Origin of the sequence: Rhizobium sp. P32RR-XVIII (genome assembly GCF_012641395.1) — a bacterium.
GTDB lineage: Bacteria > Pseudomonadota > Alphaproteobacteria > Rhizobiales > Rhizobiaceae > Rhizobium.
On record NZ_JABAIH010000012.1, the window covers coordinates 71140 to 87297 of the forward strand.

Below are 16158 nucleotides of genomic sequence, written 5' to 3' on the forward strand. Positions count from 1 at the left end.
TCGTCTCCTCAAGCCGCTTCCGCAGCCGCACCATAGAGCGCATCCTTGAAGGGCTGCGGTCCGACGCGGCGATAGGCGGCAAGGAAGGTTTCCGATGGGCTCTGGCGGAGCCCGAGATAGGTGTCGACGATCGTTTCGATCGCGTCGGTTACCCTATCCGGCTCGAAACCGCGGCCGATGATTTCGCCGATCGAGGTGTGCTCGTCACCGGAACCGCCAAGCGTGATCTGGTAGAGTTCGGCACCCTTCTTTTCGACGCCAAGCAGGCCGATATGGCCAACGTGGTGATGCCCGCAAGCGTTGATGCAGCCGGAGATCTTGATCTTCAGCTCACCGATCTCAGCCTGACGCTCGGGCGAGCCGAAACGCCTGGAGATTTCCTGTGCGACCGGAATCGAACGCGCATTGGCGAGCGCGCAATAGTCCAGCCCCGGACAGGCAATGATATCGGTGATGAGGCCGGCATTGGCTTCGGCAAGACCGATGCCGACCAAGCCGCGATAGACGGCCTCGAGATCGGCAAGCGCCACATGCGGCAGGATCAGGTTCTGTTCGTGGCTGACGCGGATTTCGTCGAAGGCATATTCCTCGGCAAGATCGGCAATCGCATCCATCTGGGAATCAGAAGCGTCGCCAGGGATGCCGCCGATCGGCTTCAACGAGATCGTCACCATGCCGTAGTCGGGGTTCTTGTGCGGGGCGACATTCTGCTGCACCCAACGGGCGAAAGCGGGGTCGGCCTTCTTCCAGCGGGCAAGGTTCTCCCAGCCCTCGGCGCGTTCGGGAAGCGCGGGCGGTGCAAAGTAGGCTGCGATCGCCTGAACGTCTGCTTCCGGCAGCTTCAGCTCGGTGTCCTTCAACTGCGCGAACTCTGCCTCGACCTGACGCGCCAGTTCCTCGGCGCCGGTTTCGTGGACCAGGATCTTGATGCGAGCCTTGTACTTGTTGTCGCGGCGGCCGTGCAGATTGTAAACGCGCACGATTGCGGTCGTGTAGGACAGCAGGTCCTCTTCCGGCAGGAAGTCGCGGATCAGCTTGGCGACCATCGGCGTACGGCCCTGGCCACCGCCGACATAAACGGCAAAACCGAGCTCGCCCTTGTCGTTCTTCTTCAGGTGCAGGCCGATATCGTGAACCTGGATTGCGGCGCGGTCACGCTCGGCACCCGTGACGGCAATCTTGAACTTGCGCGGCAGGTAGGAGAATTCCGGATGCACCGACGACCACTGGCGCAGGATCTCCGCATAAGGCCGCGGGTCGGCGACCTCGTCGGCGGCAGCGCCGGCAAAATGGTCGGCAGTGACGTTGCGAATGCAGTTGCCGGACGTCTGCAGCGCATGCATCTCGACGGTTGCAAGATCGGCCAAGGCATCCGGAATCTCGGAAAGCTTCGGCCAGTTGAACTGCAGGTTCTGGCGGGTCGTGAAATGGCCGTAGCCGCGATCATAGGTGCGGGCGATGTGGGCGAGCATCCGCAGCTGGCGGGAGCTGAGCGTGCCATAGGGGATGGCGATGCGCAGCATGTAGGCATGAAGCTGCAGATAGACGCCGTTCATTAGGCGCAGCGGCTTGAACGCGTCCTCGGCGAGCTCACCGGAAAGACGGCGCTCAACCTGATCGCGGAATTGCGCAACACGCTCGGTGACAAAGGCGTGGTCAAATTCGTCGTAACGGTACATCAGCTTCCTCAGACTGCGATGAATTCGGGATCGGCCGGCTTGTAGCCCGGCGCGTATTCCATAGTGGGACCCTGGGCGCGGATGCGCTCGCGAAGGCGGAGCGGCCAGAGCACGCCGTTGGTCTCCTGGACCTCGACGACGGCAACATCGACGACCTTGTTGTCGGCGTAGGATTTCTTGCCGATCTCTTCCAGAGCAGCCTCGGCCTCGGCGTGCCGGGCGACCAGTGCTTCCTGCAGCGATGTCACCCATTCGCCCCCGGCGTTCAGCCATACGGCCACGCCGTCCGTCAACCTGTTGGCGGTCAGAACCTTGTCGACCATCTTTAGCTCCTTGCAAATTCCGGCGCCGTCGCCGCGTGGCGCACGAGCGGTTCGGACAGTTCGAAATTGGCGCCCGCAACCGCATCGCCGATAATGACCATGACGGGTCCCGTCAACTCGTCACGATGCTGCAGGTCGGGAAGATCGCGCAGAATGCCATGCAGCAGACGGCGATCGCGACGGCTGGCATTTTCGATGACGGCAACGGTTGTCTCAGCCGGAATGCCCGCCGTCATCAGCCGTTCGGCAACGGACGCCGCAACGGTGCGGCCCATATAGACGGCAATCGTCGCACCGGACACGGCAAGGCTTGCCCAATCGGGCAATACGTCGCCGGTCAGGTCATGGCCGGTCGTGAAGACCAGCGAGGATGCAACACCGCGCAAGGTCAGCGGCAGTTCGAAATCGGCCGCCGCAGCGAATGCCGAGGTGATGCCCGGAACGACCTCGTAGGCAATACCGGCTGCCCGCAGCGCCGCCATTTCCTCGCCCGCACGGCCATAGACCAGCGGATCGCCGGACTTGAGGCGCACGATACGCTTACCTTCACGGCCAAGCTGGACGAGCAGATCGTTGATCTCTTCCTGCGACTTCGAATGGCAGCCCTTGCGCTTGCCGACGGAAAGACGCTCGGCGTCGCGGCGGCCCATGTCGACGATCGCCTGCGGCACCAGAGCATCGAAAACGATGACGTCGGCTTCCATCATCACGCGCTGGGCGCGCAGCGTCAGCAGATCTTCGGCGCCCGGACCGGCGCCGACGAGCCAGACGCGTCCTTCGACTTTATCCGTCGCCTGCAGCAGGTTGCTGGCAGCACGGCGCGCTTCCGGCAGATTGCCGTTGGCGACCGCATCCGCGACAGCGCCGGAGAAGAACCGGCGCCAGAAGACCCGGCGCGAGACGCCGCGCGGAATGAGTTGCTCGACTGTCTTGCGGTAGCTTATCGCCAACTCGGCGACACGGCCGAGCGACGGCGCAAGCAACTGATCGATCTGCGCGCGAATCATCTGCGCAAGGACCGGACCCGCGCCCTCGGTGCCGATCGCAACCGCGACCGGGGCGCGGTTGACCAGCGCCGGCGTGAAGAAATCGCAATAATCGGGTTGATCGACGGCATTGGCGGGGATTCTGGCAGCGCGCGCCGCATCGACGATGGCGCGGTCCGCAGCCGCATCGCCAGTCGCGGCAAAAACGAGTGTGGCGCCTTCGACCTGTTCCGGCGAGAACGAAGCCCTGACGGTCTCGATGCGGTTGGCAATCAGGAACGCGTGGTAATCCGCCTCTGGGCGATCGGCATAGGCAACGATCCGCGCCTGCGTGTTCAGCAACAGGCGCACCTTCGCAAAGGCCTCGTCCCTGTTACCGAAAACGGCTGCTGCGCGACCTTCCACACGGAAGAAGGCGGGAAACACCGATAGTTGTTCGCTCTTGGAAGGCATTATCATTCCACTTCGAAGTTGCGCCAATATGCCCGTAAGGGGCAAGACGTTGAAGAAACAGAAATTCGAAAGCCTACGCTGACCGCGTATTCTTTTGCCTGCATGCCACGGATTTGAGAAAAGTCGCCCGAGCGACGCCGTTGTCGCTGCATTGCAATATAAAGCCTGTGGTCAAAAACGTCCATCTGGCATTTCGGCATTTTTCTTCGAGGCCGGGCGGGATAGAGTTTGGGCAGAAGGAGAAAGCCATGCCGTCAAAAACGATCGCGCCGCGCCTGCTCGACGTGATGGAACAGGATATCCTGCCGATGACTGAGCTTGGCGTCGCCTCGGGCAACAAGGTCTTCGGGGCCGCAGTCCTGCGCAAATCGGATCTTTCGCTCGTGGTGGCGGAAACCAACAACGAGCTCGAGAACCCTCTCTGGCATGGCGAAGTGCATACGCTGAAGCGGTTCTACGAACTGAACGACAAGCCGCCAACCAAGGATCTGATCTTCCTGTCGACGCACGAACCCTGCACCATGTGCATGTCGGCAATTACCTGGGCCGGCTTCGACAATTTCTATTACTTCTTCAGCCATGAAGATTCGCGCGACAGCTTCGCCATCCCGCACGATCTCAAGATTCTGAAAGAGGTCTTCGGCCTTGAGCCAGGCGGCTACCGGCGGCAGAATGCCTTCTGGAGCAGCTTTGCCATTGCCGACCTTGTCGAAACCGAAGAGCCTGCCTTAAAAGAGAGCCTCAAGGCACAGACTGCCCGCATCAAGGGACGCTACGATGCCCTGTCGAATACCTATCAAGCGTCGAAAAGCGCCAACGAGATCCCACTGAACTGAGCCATCATGGAAGCTTCCAAAGACATTTCGCGCCTGATCGAGATCATGGCGGCCCTGCGCGATCCCGAGGGCGGTTGCCCCTGGGACGTCGTCCAGACCTTCGAGACCATCAAGCCCTACACGATCGAGGAAGCCTACGAGGTTTCCGACGCGATCGAACGCAACGACATGGACGATCTCTGTGAGGAACTCGGCGACCTGCTGCTTCAGGTGGTCTTCCACGCGCGCATGGCCGAGGAGGCCGGCGAATTTTCCTTCGGTGACGTCGTCGAAGCCATCACCCGCAAGATGATCCGGCGCCACCCGCATGTCTTTGCGCGCTCCGATGCCGACACGCCGGAACTCGTGAAGAAGCAGTGGGACGACATCAAGCAGGCGGAGAAACGCGAGCGCGCGGAGCGGCGGGCAAAGCGCGGCCTCTCCGAGGATTTCAAAGCAGGTTTTCTCGGGTCCGTGCAGCGCAGCTTTCCGGCGCTCACCGAAGCGCTGAAGCTGCAGGAACGCGCTGCCAAGGTGGGCTTTGACTGGTCGGCGCCGGAGCCGATCCTCGACAAGATCGAGGAGGAAATCCAAGAGCTGCGCGCGGCGCTGAAGGATGGCGATCAGACGAAGGTCAGCGACGAGCTCGGCGACCTGATCTTCGCCATCGCCAATATCGGCCGGCACGTCAAAGCCGATCCCGAGCAGGCGCTTCGCGGCACCAATAGGAAATTCCGGCGTCGGTTCAATCACATAGAGATGACTCTTGAAGCAGAAGGCGAAACGCTGGAAGCCGCATCGCTGGAGCAGATGGAGGAGATCTGGCAGGCGGCCAAGGCGATCGAGCGGCAAATCGGCTAGCGTCGGCCCTATTGAACCGACCGCGTCCGGTCGAAGGCTTGTCGTGCCCGCCGCTGCGCTGCCGGCACCAAGAGATCGGGAGGGTGACATGGAGGAGAGACCGACCGGGCTCGGCGCCCGCCTTACCCGGAGCACAGTGCTATTCATAATCTTCCTGGCGGCGCTGATATTTGCTTGCGCTGGCACGGTCGACTACTGGCAGGCCTGGGTTTACCTCGCAAACTTCACGGTCTGGACCGGCGCCATTGGCGCATATCTCGCGAAATACAACCCCACGCTTGCCGAACGGCGACTGAACTCCGGACCAGCTTCGGAGCAGCAGCCGGCGCAAAAGCGTATTCAGGCATTCAACAGCGTCGCGATGCTGGCTCTCTATGCGGTTTCCGGATTGCAGAATCGCTTCGCGGGCTCTTCAATGCCGATCGCGCTCGTCATCGCCGGAAATCTTCTAACCGCTCTCGGTTTTGTGGGCTGCCTGTTCGTCTTTCGGCAGAATTCCTTCGCCTCGGCTACAATCGGCATCGCGAAGGGTCAGATCGTCGTAACGAATGGTCTCTACGGCATCATCAGGCACCCGATGTACACGGCCGGCCTGCTGATTTTCCTCGGCGCGCCACTCAGCCTCGGATCATGGTGGGGACTGATCGTCGTGCCGTTCCTGATAGGCGGGCTGGTGACGCGATTGCTGGACGAAGAGAAGTACCTGTCCGCCGATCTTCCTGGATACGGCGCCTACTGCGAACGGGTCAGATACAGGCTCGTCCCACTCGTCTACTGACGAGGCCTACCGTTCCCAATCCTCACGCGGCGGCTTGGGGCCGTGGCCCATCCGCCCTTCCAGCTCCGCGGCCTCGGATTCCGAAAGTCGAAGGTCCAGCGTGACGCTGCCGTCTTCATTGTCTTCGCGGCCGTCAACGATTGCATGCTCGTAGAGCCATGGCAGTAGCGCCAGTTTGTCCACCGGCAGCCGGATCGTCGTCTCGGTCATGACACCGGAAAGCCGTTTGCTGATTTCCTGCATCAGGCCATCGATACCTTCGCCGCTGATCGCCGAAACGGCGACGACGTTCTCGGCGCCTGCGGCCCTCAGGACCATCGCGTCGTGCGTTTCCGGTTCCAGGCGGTCGATCTTGTTCCAGACTTCGATGATGCGTTTGGCGCCCTCGGCCTCGTCGATACCAAGGTCGTTCAAGATGCGCAGGACGTCCGCGCTCTGCGCCGGATTGTCGGCATCCGACATGTCACGCACGTGGAGGATCAGATCGGCCTCCAGCACCTCTTCGAGCGTCGCGCGGAAAGCCGCGACAAGATGCGTCGGCAGATCAGAGATGAAGCCGACGGTGTCGGACAGGATGACGGTGCGGCCATGCGGCAGCTTCATGCGGCGAAGCGTGGGATCGAGCGTGGCAAAGAGCATGTCTTCAGCCAGGACCCCTGCTCCCGTAATGCGGTTGAAGAGCGTCGATTTGCCGGCGTTGGTATAACCGACCAGCGCCACGATCGGATGCGGCACCTTCTTGCGCTTGGCCCGGTGAAGCTGGCGGGTGCGCACGACCTGCTCCAACTCGCGCTCCAGTTTGATAATTCGATCCTGCAGCAGACGGCGGTCGGCTTCGATCTGCGTTTCGCCGGGGCCGCCCATGAAGCCGCCACCGCCGCGCTGGCGTTCAAGGTGGGTCCAGCTACGGACCAGACGGCCTTTTTGATAGTTCAGATGCGCAAGATCGACCTGCAGCGTACCTTCCTTCGTGGAGGCGCGCCGGCCGAAGATTTCAAGAATGAGGCCCGTCCGGTCGATGACCTTGGCGTTCCATTCCTTTTCCAGATTGCGCTGCTGTACCGGCGTCAGCGGGTGATCGACGATGACGAGACCGGAATCATTCGCATCCAGCTGCGCCTTGATCTCCTCGATCTTGCCGGTTCCGAGCAGCGTTGCCGGGCGCGGATCGGCGATCGGCACGATGAAGCCGCTAACGACATCAAGATCGATTGCTTCCGCAAGACCCGTCGCTTCCTCGACGCGGCTCTCCGGCGAGCGGGTCGCGGCGCCATCAAGGGGCGCGGCCTTGCCCCGCGCCTGCTTTAGTACAGGAACGACGACGGTCGCTCGCATGTCATCCCGAAGTTTCTGATGCTCCGGGATGATCGAATCATTCTTGGTATCACGTGTCGAAATGACGGCTGATCCTGTTAGGACGCTGCTTCTTCGCTCTCGAACATCTGCATCGGCTGGCCCGGCATGATCGTCGAGATCGCATGCTTATACACGAGTTGCGAATGCCCGTCACGGCGAAGTAGAACGCAGAAATTGTCGAAAGAAGTGACAACGCCCGTGAGCTTTACACCATTAATCAAAAAAATTGTGAGAGAAATCTTTTGTTTGCGAACAGTATTGAGAAATAAGTCCTGCAGATTCTGAGAACGTTCCGCCATCGCGCCGCTTCTTTCTTTATTGCCGGCTTGATCGTGCCGGTGAATATTGATCAACATCTCCTGCAAGGCGGCTGGTAACCCTCATCCCTTCCGCCTAGCAAATCTTGGTATCAAATCGCAATCTTTTCCGCAACGTCGAAAAAGGCTTCGCGGATATTCTGCGAGATCGTGCCAGGATGGCCGTTGGCAATAGTGTTCCCGTCGACGGAAACTACGGGAAAACAAATGCTTGTGGCGGCCGTAATAAAAACCTCGCGCGCCGCCAGCATTTCGGCAACCGTGAAGTTGCGCTCGGCGATTCGGAGGCCGAGCTTCGCCCCGACATCCATCAGCGTCGTGCGTGTGATGCCGCGCAGTATGCCATGCTCGGCCGGCCGGGTGATCAGCGTACCGTCCGCGTCGACGATCCAGACGTTGGTCGCAGCCCCCTCTGTCACGAAGCCGTCGGTGTCAACATAGATCGCCTCCTGAGCGCCGGCCTCCTTCGCCTGCTGCCGGGCCATGGCATTGGAAAGAAGGCCGACGGTCTTGATGTCGACGCGATCCCAGCGATTCTCGGGAACGGTGATCGCTTTGATGCCGTTTGCATTTTTCTTTGCAATAACCGACGGATCGGTGCTCTTGGCCGTGATGACCAATGAAGGCTTGGTGCCTTCAGCCGGAAAGGCATGGTCACGGCGGGCGACGCCGCGCGTCACCTGCATATAGAACAGGCCGTTTCGCACTTTGTTTCGCCGCGCCGTTTCGCGAATGACATGGATCATCGCCTCACGGCTCATCGGCCAGGCGATGCGCAACTCGCCAAGCGAGCGGTTCAACCGGTCAAGATGGCGCGTCATGTCGACGATGTAGCCGTGGCGTATCTCGCAAACCTCGTAGACGCCGTCGGCAAACTGGTAGCCCCGGTCTTCGATGTGCACCGCTGCGTCGGCGTGCGGTACGTAGCGACCATTGACGTAGGAAATTCTCGGCATGGGAAACCTGATTGTGAGGCAATGGACGAGGGGGCCGGCGCAATATATCCGCGCCGGCAGCAGTCAGACGCCGAGCGATTTCAGCTTGCGGTGGAGCGCGGAGCGTTCCATGCCGACGAATTCCGCCGTGCGCGAAATGTTGCCGCCGAAACGGTTGATCTGCGCGATCAGGTAGTCCTTTTCGAACATCTCGCGGGCTTCACGCAGCGGAAGGGTCATGATGTGGTAATCATTCTTGGTGGAGACCTTCGGCAGCATGTCGCCGAGGTCCGTGGGCAGCATGTCGGCTGTGATCGGCGCGTCCGGGCCATCCGAGCGCGCAAGGATCATCAGACGTTCAATATTGTTGCGCAGCTGGCGGATATTGCCCGGCCAGTCATGTGCCTGCAGCACCGCCATCGCATCGTCACCGATACGACGCAGACGAATGCCCGCCTGCTCGGAAATCTGACGCATCAATTGATCGACGAGGAAGGGGATATCCTCGCGCCGCTCCGCCAGTGCGGGAACCCGAACGGGAACGACCGCAAGGCGGTGGTAGAGATCTTCGCGGAACCAGCCTTCGGCAATCCGGCTTTCGAGATTGTAAGCCGTCGACGAGATGATGCGAACGTCGACCTTGACGCGCTTCGAACCGCCAACCCGCTCGAATTGCTGGTCGACGAGCACCCGCAGGATCTTGTTCTGCGTCTCGCGCGGCATTTCGCCGACTTCATCAAGGTAAAGGATGCCGCGATGGGCCTCTTCCAGCGCTCCGACCTTGCGCGCCTGGCCGGGCGAGCCTTCCGTACCGAACAGCGCGATTTCCATGCGATCCGGCGTGATATTCGCAGCGTTCAGCGCAACGAACGGCCCGTTGGCCCGCGCCGACTTCTTATGGATCATGCGCGCCACCAGCTCCTTGCCGGAGCCGGATGCGCCGGAAATCATGATGCGGCTATTGGTCGGCGAGACTTTCTCGATCGTCTGGCGAAGCTGCGAGACGGCGACCGAAGTACCGATCAGTTCAACCGCATCGCCAGCCCGGCGCTTTAGCTCGGACACTTCGCGCTTCAGCTTCAAGTTTTCCAGCGCGCGTTCAGCGATCAGGATGAGGCGGTCAGCTTTGAATGGCTTCTCGATAAAATCGAAGGCGCCGCGCTTTATCGCGGAAACGGCGGTCTCGATATTGCCGTGGCCCGAAATCATCACAATTGGGATATCGGGATGACGGACCTTGATCTCGTCCAGCAAGGAAAGACCGTCAAGCTTGCTGCCCTGCATCCAGATATCGAGAAAGATCAGCCGCGGCGCGCGATCCGAGATCGCGGCGAGCGCGCTGTCGCTGTCGTGCGCAGTCCGTGTCTCGTGTCCTTCATCCGAGAGAATGCCGGAGACGATCTCGCGGATATCGTGCTCATCATCGACGACGAGAATATCAGAGGCCATAAACACTTTCCTTGTCACTTGATGCCGGGGTCGTCGGGGTCTGGTCGATGCGCGGCAGATGCACGCGGATCATGGCTCCCCTTCCCTGGTCGAAATCTGTGGGCGCATCGTGCAGTTCCAGCTGCCCGCCGTGCTCTTCAATGATCTTCTTGACGATCGCGAGGCCGAGCCCGGTGCCCTTGTCGCGCATGGTCATATACGGCTCCAGGATGCTGTGCCTGTTCTCCACCGGCAGACCGCGGCCGTTGTCGATGACGTCGACCGTGAACCGGTCCCGTCCCTCATCCAGCGACGCCCGCACAAGAACCTTGCGCTCCTCGCGTTCTCCGCTCGGCACGGCCTCAATCGCTTCGACCGAATTCTTGATCAGGTTTCCGAAGGCCTGGCCCAACATGCGGCTGTCGAACAGTCCCTTCAGCGGCTGGTCGCCGAATTCCTGAAGAAAGGTCACATGGGCATTGCCCATCTCACGCAGGAAGATGGCATCGCGCAGGATCTCGCGAAGGTCGCTAGGCTCTTTCGTCGGCTTGGGCATGCGGGCAAACGCCGAGAACTCATCGACCATCCGGCCGATATCGCCGACCTGCCGGATGATCGTGTCGGTGCATTGGTCGAAGACCGTGCGGTCGTCCTGATTGATCTGCTTTCCGTAGCGGCGCTGGATGCGTTCAGCGGAGAGCTGGATCGGCGTCAGCGGATTCTTGATCTCGTGGGCAATGCGCCTCGCCACGTCGCCCCATGCCGTCGAGCGCTGCGCAATCACGAGATCCGTAATGTCGTCGAGCGTGATCACGTAGGAATCTCTAGTGTCTCGAACTTCCTCGCGAGTAACTTGCACGCTGAGCGTTCGCACCGTTCCGCCGCGTACAAGCGCAATCTGCTTGCGGAAGTCACCGCGATAGCGCGACGCTGCTTCCGTGAGAACCTGATCGACCTCGGGCGCAATTTCATTCAGCTGCTTCCCGAGCATGTCGGGCGCAGACAGCGTCATCAGCGTCTCGGCGGAGCTGTTGACGATCGTGATCCGGCGGTCGCTCCCGACACCGATCACCGCCGCGGTCACACCCGACAGGACAGCCTCGATAAAGCGACGGCGGTCGTCGACCTCGTCCTTTGCCTCCAGAATCTCATCACGCTGCGTGCGGATTTCCGAGATCATCTTGTTGAATGTGCGGGACAGGCTCGCAACGTCGCCGTCGACCGCATGCACCGGCACGACAATGTCCATATTGCCGGAGGCCACGCTGTCAGCAGCGGTGATCAGCAAGCGGATCGGGCGAACGATCCGGTCGGCAACGGCGATGGCCGTCCAGATAGCCGCGAGCAGAACGATCAAGGCAAAGCCGATATAGAGAACAGCGAATGCGATCTGTAGGGAAACGCGTCCCGCCTCCATCGAGCGGTATTCCGTCGCATTCTCCTCCATCATGCGCATCGCGCCCATGACCTTGGGGTCGACGGCACGCACGGTGTAGAGGAACGCGCTCGGGATCTGCTCCAGCTTGATAATGGCGCCGACGAGGTTGGTCACGCCCGGCGGAATGAGGGTCGGCTGTCCTGCCGCGGCTTTCTGCAGTGCATCCGGGGGAATTGCCGGCAAGGGCTTTTCGGTCTTGATATCCGCCTGAACGATGACCGTGCCGTCACTCTCGACGAGGAACGCCCCAAGCAGGCCGCGGCCGCGCGCCTGGCGCGTCATCAGGTCCGCAAAGCCCGTGCGGTCGAGATTGTAGAGAACTCTGTTGCGTTCCAGGTCGTTAGCCATGGAAATCGTCTGGCCCTGCAGATAGCTGGCGTTCTCCATCATGTAGGCCTGACCGATATTGCGGGAGGAACTGACGATGGATTGGGTGCGCAGCGCAAACCAGCGGTCGAGCCCTGCATTCAGCGTGATACTGGCGAAGATCGCCACGAGAATCGCCGGGGTGATGGCGACGAGCGAGAACAGGACGACGATACGGATATGAAGACGGGCCGCCGCGCGGCCGCGCGAGCGGGCTTTCAGCAGCCGCACAACCTCGCGCCCGATCAGCGCGATTAGCCCCAGTACGAAGAAAGAATTCACCACGACGGAGGTGATGACGACGCGGGTGGTCGGGTCGATCGGCGTCACGCCGAGCAGGATGAAGAGTGTCAGCGTCGCGCAAAGCAAGGCGCCGCCTGCCAGGACGAGACCGGGCAAAGCAAACAGCGCCCGGCGATCGGTGACGGTCGAAACCGTATCGCTGTCTGCCGCAGCCGGTGCCGCATCCCGCTTCATCAAGTCGTCACTCCAAGCGGCACAGGCCGCCATCCCAGGATTCAATCGAGCGGTTCTGGATCGCTATGCAAAGCTCCGGCATGCCTCAACATTCCAGCGAAATTCCGCCGAACAACGAGCGCCGCCATCAAAGGCTTCGAAGCACTGCGATTCCAATCCCCATGCGTGGCCTTTAAGCAACGCATTGTGGCGAAAATGCAACGCACGCTGCTGGGTTGTCAAGCTGTACGGGAGCTCCGGTAGACAGAGACACCGAGTTCCCGGATCTTCTTGCGCAAGGTATTGCGATTGAGGCCGAGCAGGTCTGCCGCCTTGATCTGGTTGCCGCGTGTGGCAGTCAATGCCGCAAGAATGAGCGGATACTCCATCTCGGTCAGAACCCTGTCGTAAAGCCCGGAAGGCGGCAGATTTTCGCCGAAACTTGCGAAATAGGTCCGCATGTTTTCCTCCACGGCCTGCGCGATCGTCATCGATCCCGCACGGATCGGGCTCTTGTCGATCGGGCTGTCCGGGACGTCGGACCGAAGCTCTGATTCAATGATTTCGCGGGTGATCACATCCTGTGGATAAAGTGCGACAAGGCGGCGGATGAGGTTCTCCAACTCGCGGACGTTGCCCGGCCAGGCATAGGCCTTCATCAGTTCGATAGCTTCCTGGTCGAAGCGCTTGGTGCCAAGCCCTTCCTTCTCCGCCTGCTGGATGAAGTGCCGGACGAGATCGGGAATATCCTCCGCGCGGTCGCGCAACGGCGGCAGCCGCAACGGCACGACATTCAGACGATAGTAGAGATCCTCGCGGAACAGACCCTGGTTGATCGCCTGCTTCAGATCCTTGTTGGTCGCTGCGACAATGCGAACGTCCGTGCGGATCGGCGTACGCCCGCCGACGGTCGTATATTCGCCCTGCTGCAGTACGCGCAGAAGGCGTGTCTGCGCGTCCATCGGCATGTCGCCGATTTCGTCGAGGAACAGCGTGCCGCCCTCGGCCTGTTCGAAGCGGCCGGTGGAGCGGGTCTGAGCGCCGGTGAAGGCGCCCTTTTCGTGACCGAACAGCTCGGATTCAATCAGGTCGCGAGGGATCGCCGCCATGTTGATGGCGACAAACGGACCGTTCCGGCGCTTGCCGTAGTCGTGCAAGGCGCGTGCCACGAGCTCCTTGCCGGTACCCGATTCACCCGTGATCATCAGCGTCAGGTCCGTCTGCATCAGGCGTGCGAGAACGCGATAGATTTCCTGCATGGCCGCGGAGCGGCCGACAAGCGGCATGCCGTCCTGCATGTCCTCATCGAGCTTCGCCGGCTTCTTCTTCGGTTCGGCAAGCGCCCGGCCGATGATGCCGATGAGCTCCGTGAGGTCGAAGGGCTTCGGAAGATAGTCGTAGGCCCCCTTCTCGGATGCCTTGATGGCGGTCATGAAGGTGTTCTGCGCGCTCATGACGAGAACCGGCAGTTCGGGGCGCGCCTTCTTGATTCTCGGCAACAGGTCGAAGGCATTCTCGTCCGGCATCACGACGTCGGTCACGACAAGATCGCCTTCTCCTGCAGACACCCAACGCCAGAGAGTGGCAGCGTTGGAGGTGATGCGGACATCATAACCCGCACGGCTGAGCGCCTGATTGAGCACGGTACGGATGGCCGCGTCATCATCTGCGACGAGGATCGTTGCTGTCATCGAGAAGTTCCTGTGGGGTTTGCCGCGTCTTCGGCCGAGGCATCCTTGGATGCCGGCATGAGGACGCGGAACGTCGTCTTGTTGTTCTGGCTGTCGCATTCGATGATGCCGCCGTGATCGCCGATGATCTTGGCGACCAGCGCAAGACCAAGTCCGCTGCCGTTTGTTTTCGTGGTGATGAACGGATCAAACAGATGCGGCAGCAAGTCAGCAGGCACGCCGGGTCCGTTGTCCTGTACACAGAACTCCAGCGGCAACGAGATCTTCTCGCGGGTTCCGGCGACGGACAGGCGGATGCCGGGGCGATAGGCGGTCGTCAGCAGGATCTCGCCGTCCTGCCGGTCTCCGACCGCTTCGGCCGCGTTCTTGACGAGGTTCAGGAAGACCTGCACAAGCTGATCACGGTTGGCGTAGACAGCGGGCAGCGACGGATCGTAGCTCTCGGTGATGCGGATATGCCGGGCAAATCCCGCCTTTGCCCCCGCCTTCACATGATCGAGCACGGAATGGATATTGACCGGTACCCGATCGACCGGCCGTTCGTCGGAGAACACTTCCATCCGATCAACCAGCGATACGATGCGATCGGTCTCGTCGCAGATGAGCCTCGTCAGCGAGCGGTCGTCATCGACGACCGACTGCTCGAGAAGCTGCGCCGCGCCGCGAATGCCGGACAGCGGGTTCTTGATCTCGTGCGCGAGCATCGAGGCGAGGCCCGTCACGGATCGTGCGGCTGCCCGATGCGTCAGCTGGCGGTCGATCTTGTCGGCCATCGAGCGCTCCTGGAACACGATCACGACGGATCCGGGCTCGCTGACCAGCGGCGCGACATAGAGGTCGACCAGCTTGTCCTGGCCAAGACGGGGCGAGCTCAGGTCGACGCGATATTCGTTAACCGGCGCCTTGCGTTCACGCACCTGATCGATCAAGGCCAGCAGCGGGCTGCCGAACGGGATAAACGTGGAAATCTTGTAGCGCGCGAGGTGCGATGCACTGGCGCCAAAAAACGCTTCCGCCTCCCAGTTGGCGAAGGCGATCAAGCCCGCCTCGTCGACCATCACGACCGGGTTTTGAATTGCGTTGAGCACCGCCATCGCGACTGCTCCGCCGGTTTGATCGGCTTGGCCCTTGTCCATCATGCCGCCTCCCGGCTTTCTGAAAGCTCCAACCCGCCCGCCAGTGCGTCACGCAGGCGCGCGATGACGTCTCCGGGCGTTTGCGACGTCATGATTGCCGCCTTCTCTGCAGCTGGTAGCGACTGCGCGAAACGCTCGAGGTACCAGCCAAGATGCTTGCGCGCGTGGCGGATCGCCGTTGCGGCTCCGTAAAAGTCCAGCATCATCTCGTAGTGCTCGACGACAATGTCGGGAACCGCGCTTGTCGCGGGACCGGCTTCGCCTGCCAGCACGCCTGCCTGCCATGGGCGCCCCTGACAACCCCGGCCGATCATGACTGCATCGGCGCCCGAGCGGCGAAGGATCTCCTGAGCATCGTCATGCGTCTCGACATCGCCATTTGCGATCAGCGGGACCGAAATCACATCGCGAACGGCGCGGATCGCATTCCAGTCAGCCTTGCCCTCGTAGAACTGCATACGGGTTCGGCCATGGATGGTGATCAGCTTCACGCCTGCATCTTCGGCGCGTTTGGCGATGTCAGGGGCGTTGAGCGAATTTTCGTCCCAGCCGAGCCGCATCTTCAGCGTGACCGGGATATCGACCGCCTTCACCGTCGCCTCGATAAGGCCCAGCGCATGATCGGGATCGCGCATCAGCGCAGAGCCGGAATAGCCGCCGATCACCTTCTTGGCCGGGCAGCCCATGTTGATGTCGATGATGTCAGCGCCGCTGCCAGCGGCAATCTTTGCAGCCTCCGCCATCCAATGCGCCTCGCGCCCGGCAAGCTGCACCATATGCGGCTTGAAGCCGGCCGCCTTCAGACGTGACCAGGATTCGGCCGTGTTGTTCACTAGCTCCCGGCTTGCTACCATCTCGGTCACCACCAGACCGGCGCCATAACGCCAGGCGAGTTGGCGGAAGGGCATGTCGGTGACGCCAGACATCGGCGCCAGCGCAACGCGGTTGCGCACGGAGACATTTCCGATCTGCAAGGGCGCGGCAAGATTGATGGAATGCAATTGATTATCTTTCAGGCACACAATGTTACTGCACGATTTTTAGCCATACTCAACGCTCTTGCCAAGGGGCTTCCGTAACAATTGATATTTTTCGGGCAAATGCTGGAAAGCGGACCGCCGAGGCGATAGAGCTGAAAGC

Annotated in this window: 14 protein-coding genes; 3 read left to right on the forward strand and 11 right to left on the reverse strand. The window is 61.1% G+C overall.

What is annotated here, in order from left to right:
- Positions 1 to 8: 8 nt before the first annotated feature.
- The 3 genes from HGP14_RS26035 to cysG are packed head-to-tail and all read right to left on the reverse strand — an operon-like array spanning position 9 to position 3441.
- Positions 9 to 1679: a nitrite/sulfite reductase gene (locus HGP14_RS26035; protein WP_168832769.1), complete on the reverse strand. Its 1671-nt coding sequence runs from the start codon at positions 1677 to 1679 to the stop codon at positions 9 to 11.
- Positions 1680 to 1687: 8 nt separating this feature from the next.
- A complete protein-coding gene (locus HGP14_RS26040) occupies positions 1688 to 2002 on the reverse strand; it encodes a DUF2849 domain-containing protein (RefSeq protein WP_168832770.1) in 315 nt (104 codons plus the stop codon).
- Positions 2003 to 2004: 2 nt separating this feature from the next.
- A complete protein-coding gene (cysG, locus tag HGP14_RS26045) occupies positions 2005 to 3441 on the reverse strand; it encodes a siroheme synthase CysG (protein ID WP_168832771.1) in 1437 nt (478 codons plus the stop codon).
- A gap of 248 nt (positions 3442 to 3689) precedes the next feature.
- Here cysG and HGP14_RS26050 point away from each other — a divergent pair, with 248 nt between their 5' ends.
- The 3 genes from HGP14_RS26050 to HGP14_RS26060 all read left to right on the forward strand — a co-directional run bounded on the left by HGP14_RS26050 (position 3690) and on the right by HGP14_RS26060 (position 5895).
- On the forward strand, positions 3690 to 4277 hold the full coding sequence (locus HGP14_RS26050) for a deaminase (protein WP_168832772.1): 588 nt from the start codon (positions 3690 to 3692) through the stop codon (positions 4275 to 4277).
- A gap of 6 nt (positions 4278 to 4283) precedes the next feature.
- Entirely contained in the window at positions 4284 to 5117 is an 834-nt protein-coding gene (gene mazG, locus HGP14_RS26055; protein ID WP_168832773.1) for a nucleoside triphosphate pyrophosphohydrolase, read from the forward strand.
- Between the two features lie 88 nt (positions 5118 to 5205).
- Positions 5206 to 5895, forward strand: a complete 690-nt coding sequence (locus tag HGP14_RS26060; RefSeq protein ID WP_168832774.1) for an isoprenylcysteine carboxylmethyltransferase family protein — start codon at positions 5206 to 5208, stop codon at positions 5893 to 5895.
- A 6-nt stretch (positions 5896 to 5901) separates the two neighbouring features.
- Here the strand turns inward: HGP14_RS26060 and hflX are convergent, their stop codons facing one another.
- The 8 genes from hflX to dusB form a co-directional block, all read right to left on the reverse strand.
- Positions 5902 to 7230, reverse strand: a complete 1329-nt coding sequence (hflX, locus tag HGP14_RS26065) for a GTPase HflX (RefSeq protein ID WP_168832775.1) — start codon at positions 7228 to 7230, stop codon at positions 5902 to 5904.
- Positions 7231 to 7307: 77 nt separating this feature from the next.
- The gene (gene hfq / locus HGP14_RS26070; protein ID WP_003539403.1) at positions 7308 to 7550 is read right to left on the reverse strand and encodes an RNA chaperone Hfq; all 243 of its coding nucleotides are present in this window, start codon (positions 7548 to 7550) and stop codon (positions 7308 to 7310) included.
- Positions 7551 to 7660: 110 nt separating this feature from the next.
- The gene (locus HGP14_RS26075; RefSeq protein WP_168832776.1) at positions 7661 to 8524 is read right to left on the reverse strand and encodes a D-amino-acid transaminase; all 864 of its coding nucleotides are present in this window, start codon (positions 8522 to 8524) and stop codon (positions 7661 to 7663) included.
- 63 nt (positions 8525 to 8587) lie between these two features.
- Positions 8588 to 9952, reverse strand: coding sequence for a sigma-54 dependent transcriptional regulator (locus HGP14_RS26080; protein ID WP_168832777.1), 1365 nt, complete (start codon positions 9950 to 9952; stop codon positions 8588 to 8590).
- Positions 9942 to 12212: a sensor histidine kinase NtrY-like gene (locus HGP14_RS26085; protein ID WP_168832778.1), complete on the reverse strand. Its 2271-nt coding sequence runs from the start codon at positions 12210 to 12212 to the stop codon at positions 9942 to 9944. Before HGP14_RS26085 ends, HGP14_RS26080 begins: the two co-directional genes overlap by 11 nt.
- Before the next feature lie 218 nt (positions 12213 to 12430).
- Entirely contained in the window at positions 12431 to 13882 is a 1452-nt protein-coding gene (ntrC, locus tag HGP14_RS26090) for a nitrogen regulation protein NR(I) (protein WP_168832779.1), read from the reverse strand.
- On the reverse strand, positions 13879 to 15018 hold the full coding sequence (locus HGP14_RS26095; RefSeq protein ID WP_246704584.1) for a nitrogen regulation protein NR(II): 1140 nt from the start codon (positions 15016 to 15018) through the stop codon (positions 13879 to 13881). Before HGP14_RS26095 ends, ntrC begins: the two co-directional genes overlap by 4 nt.
- On the reverse strand, positions 15018 to 16040 hold the full coding sequence (dusB, locus tag HGP14_RS26100; RefSeq protein WP_312862184.1) for a tRNA dihydrouridine synthase DusB: 1023 nt from the start codon (positions 16038 to 16040) through the stop codon (positions 15018 to 15020). The genes HGP14_RS26095 and dusB overlap by 1 nt, the downstream gene beginning before the upstream one ends.
- Positions 16041 to 16158: the final 118 nt, after the last annotated feature.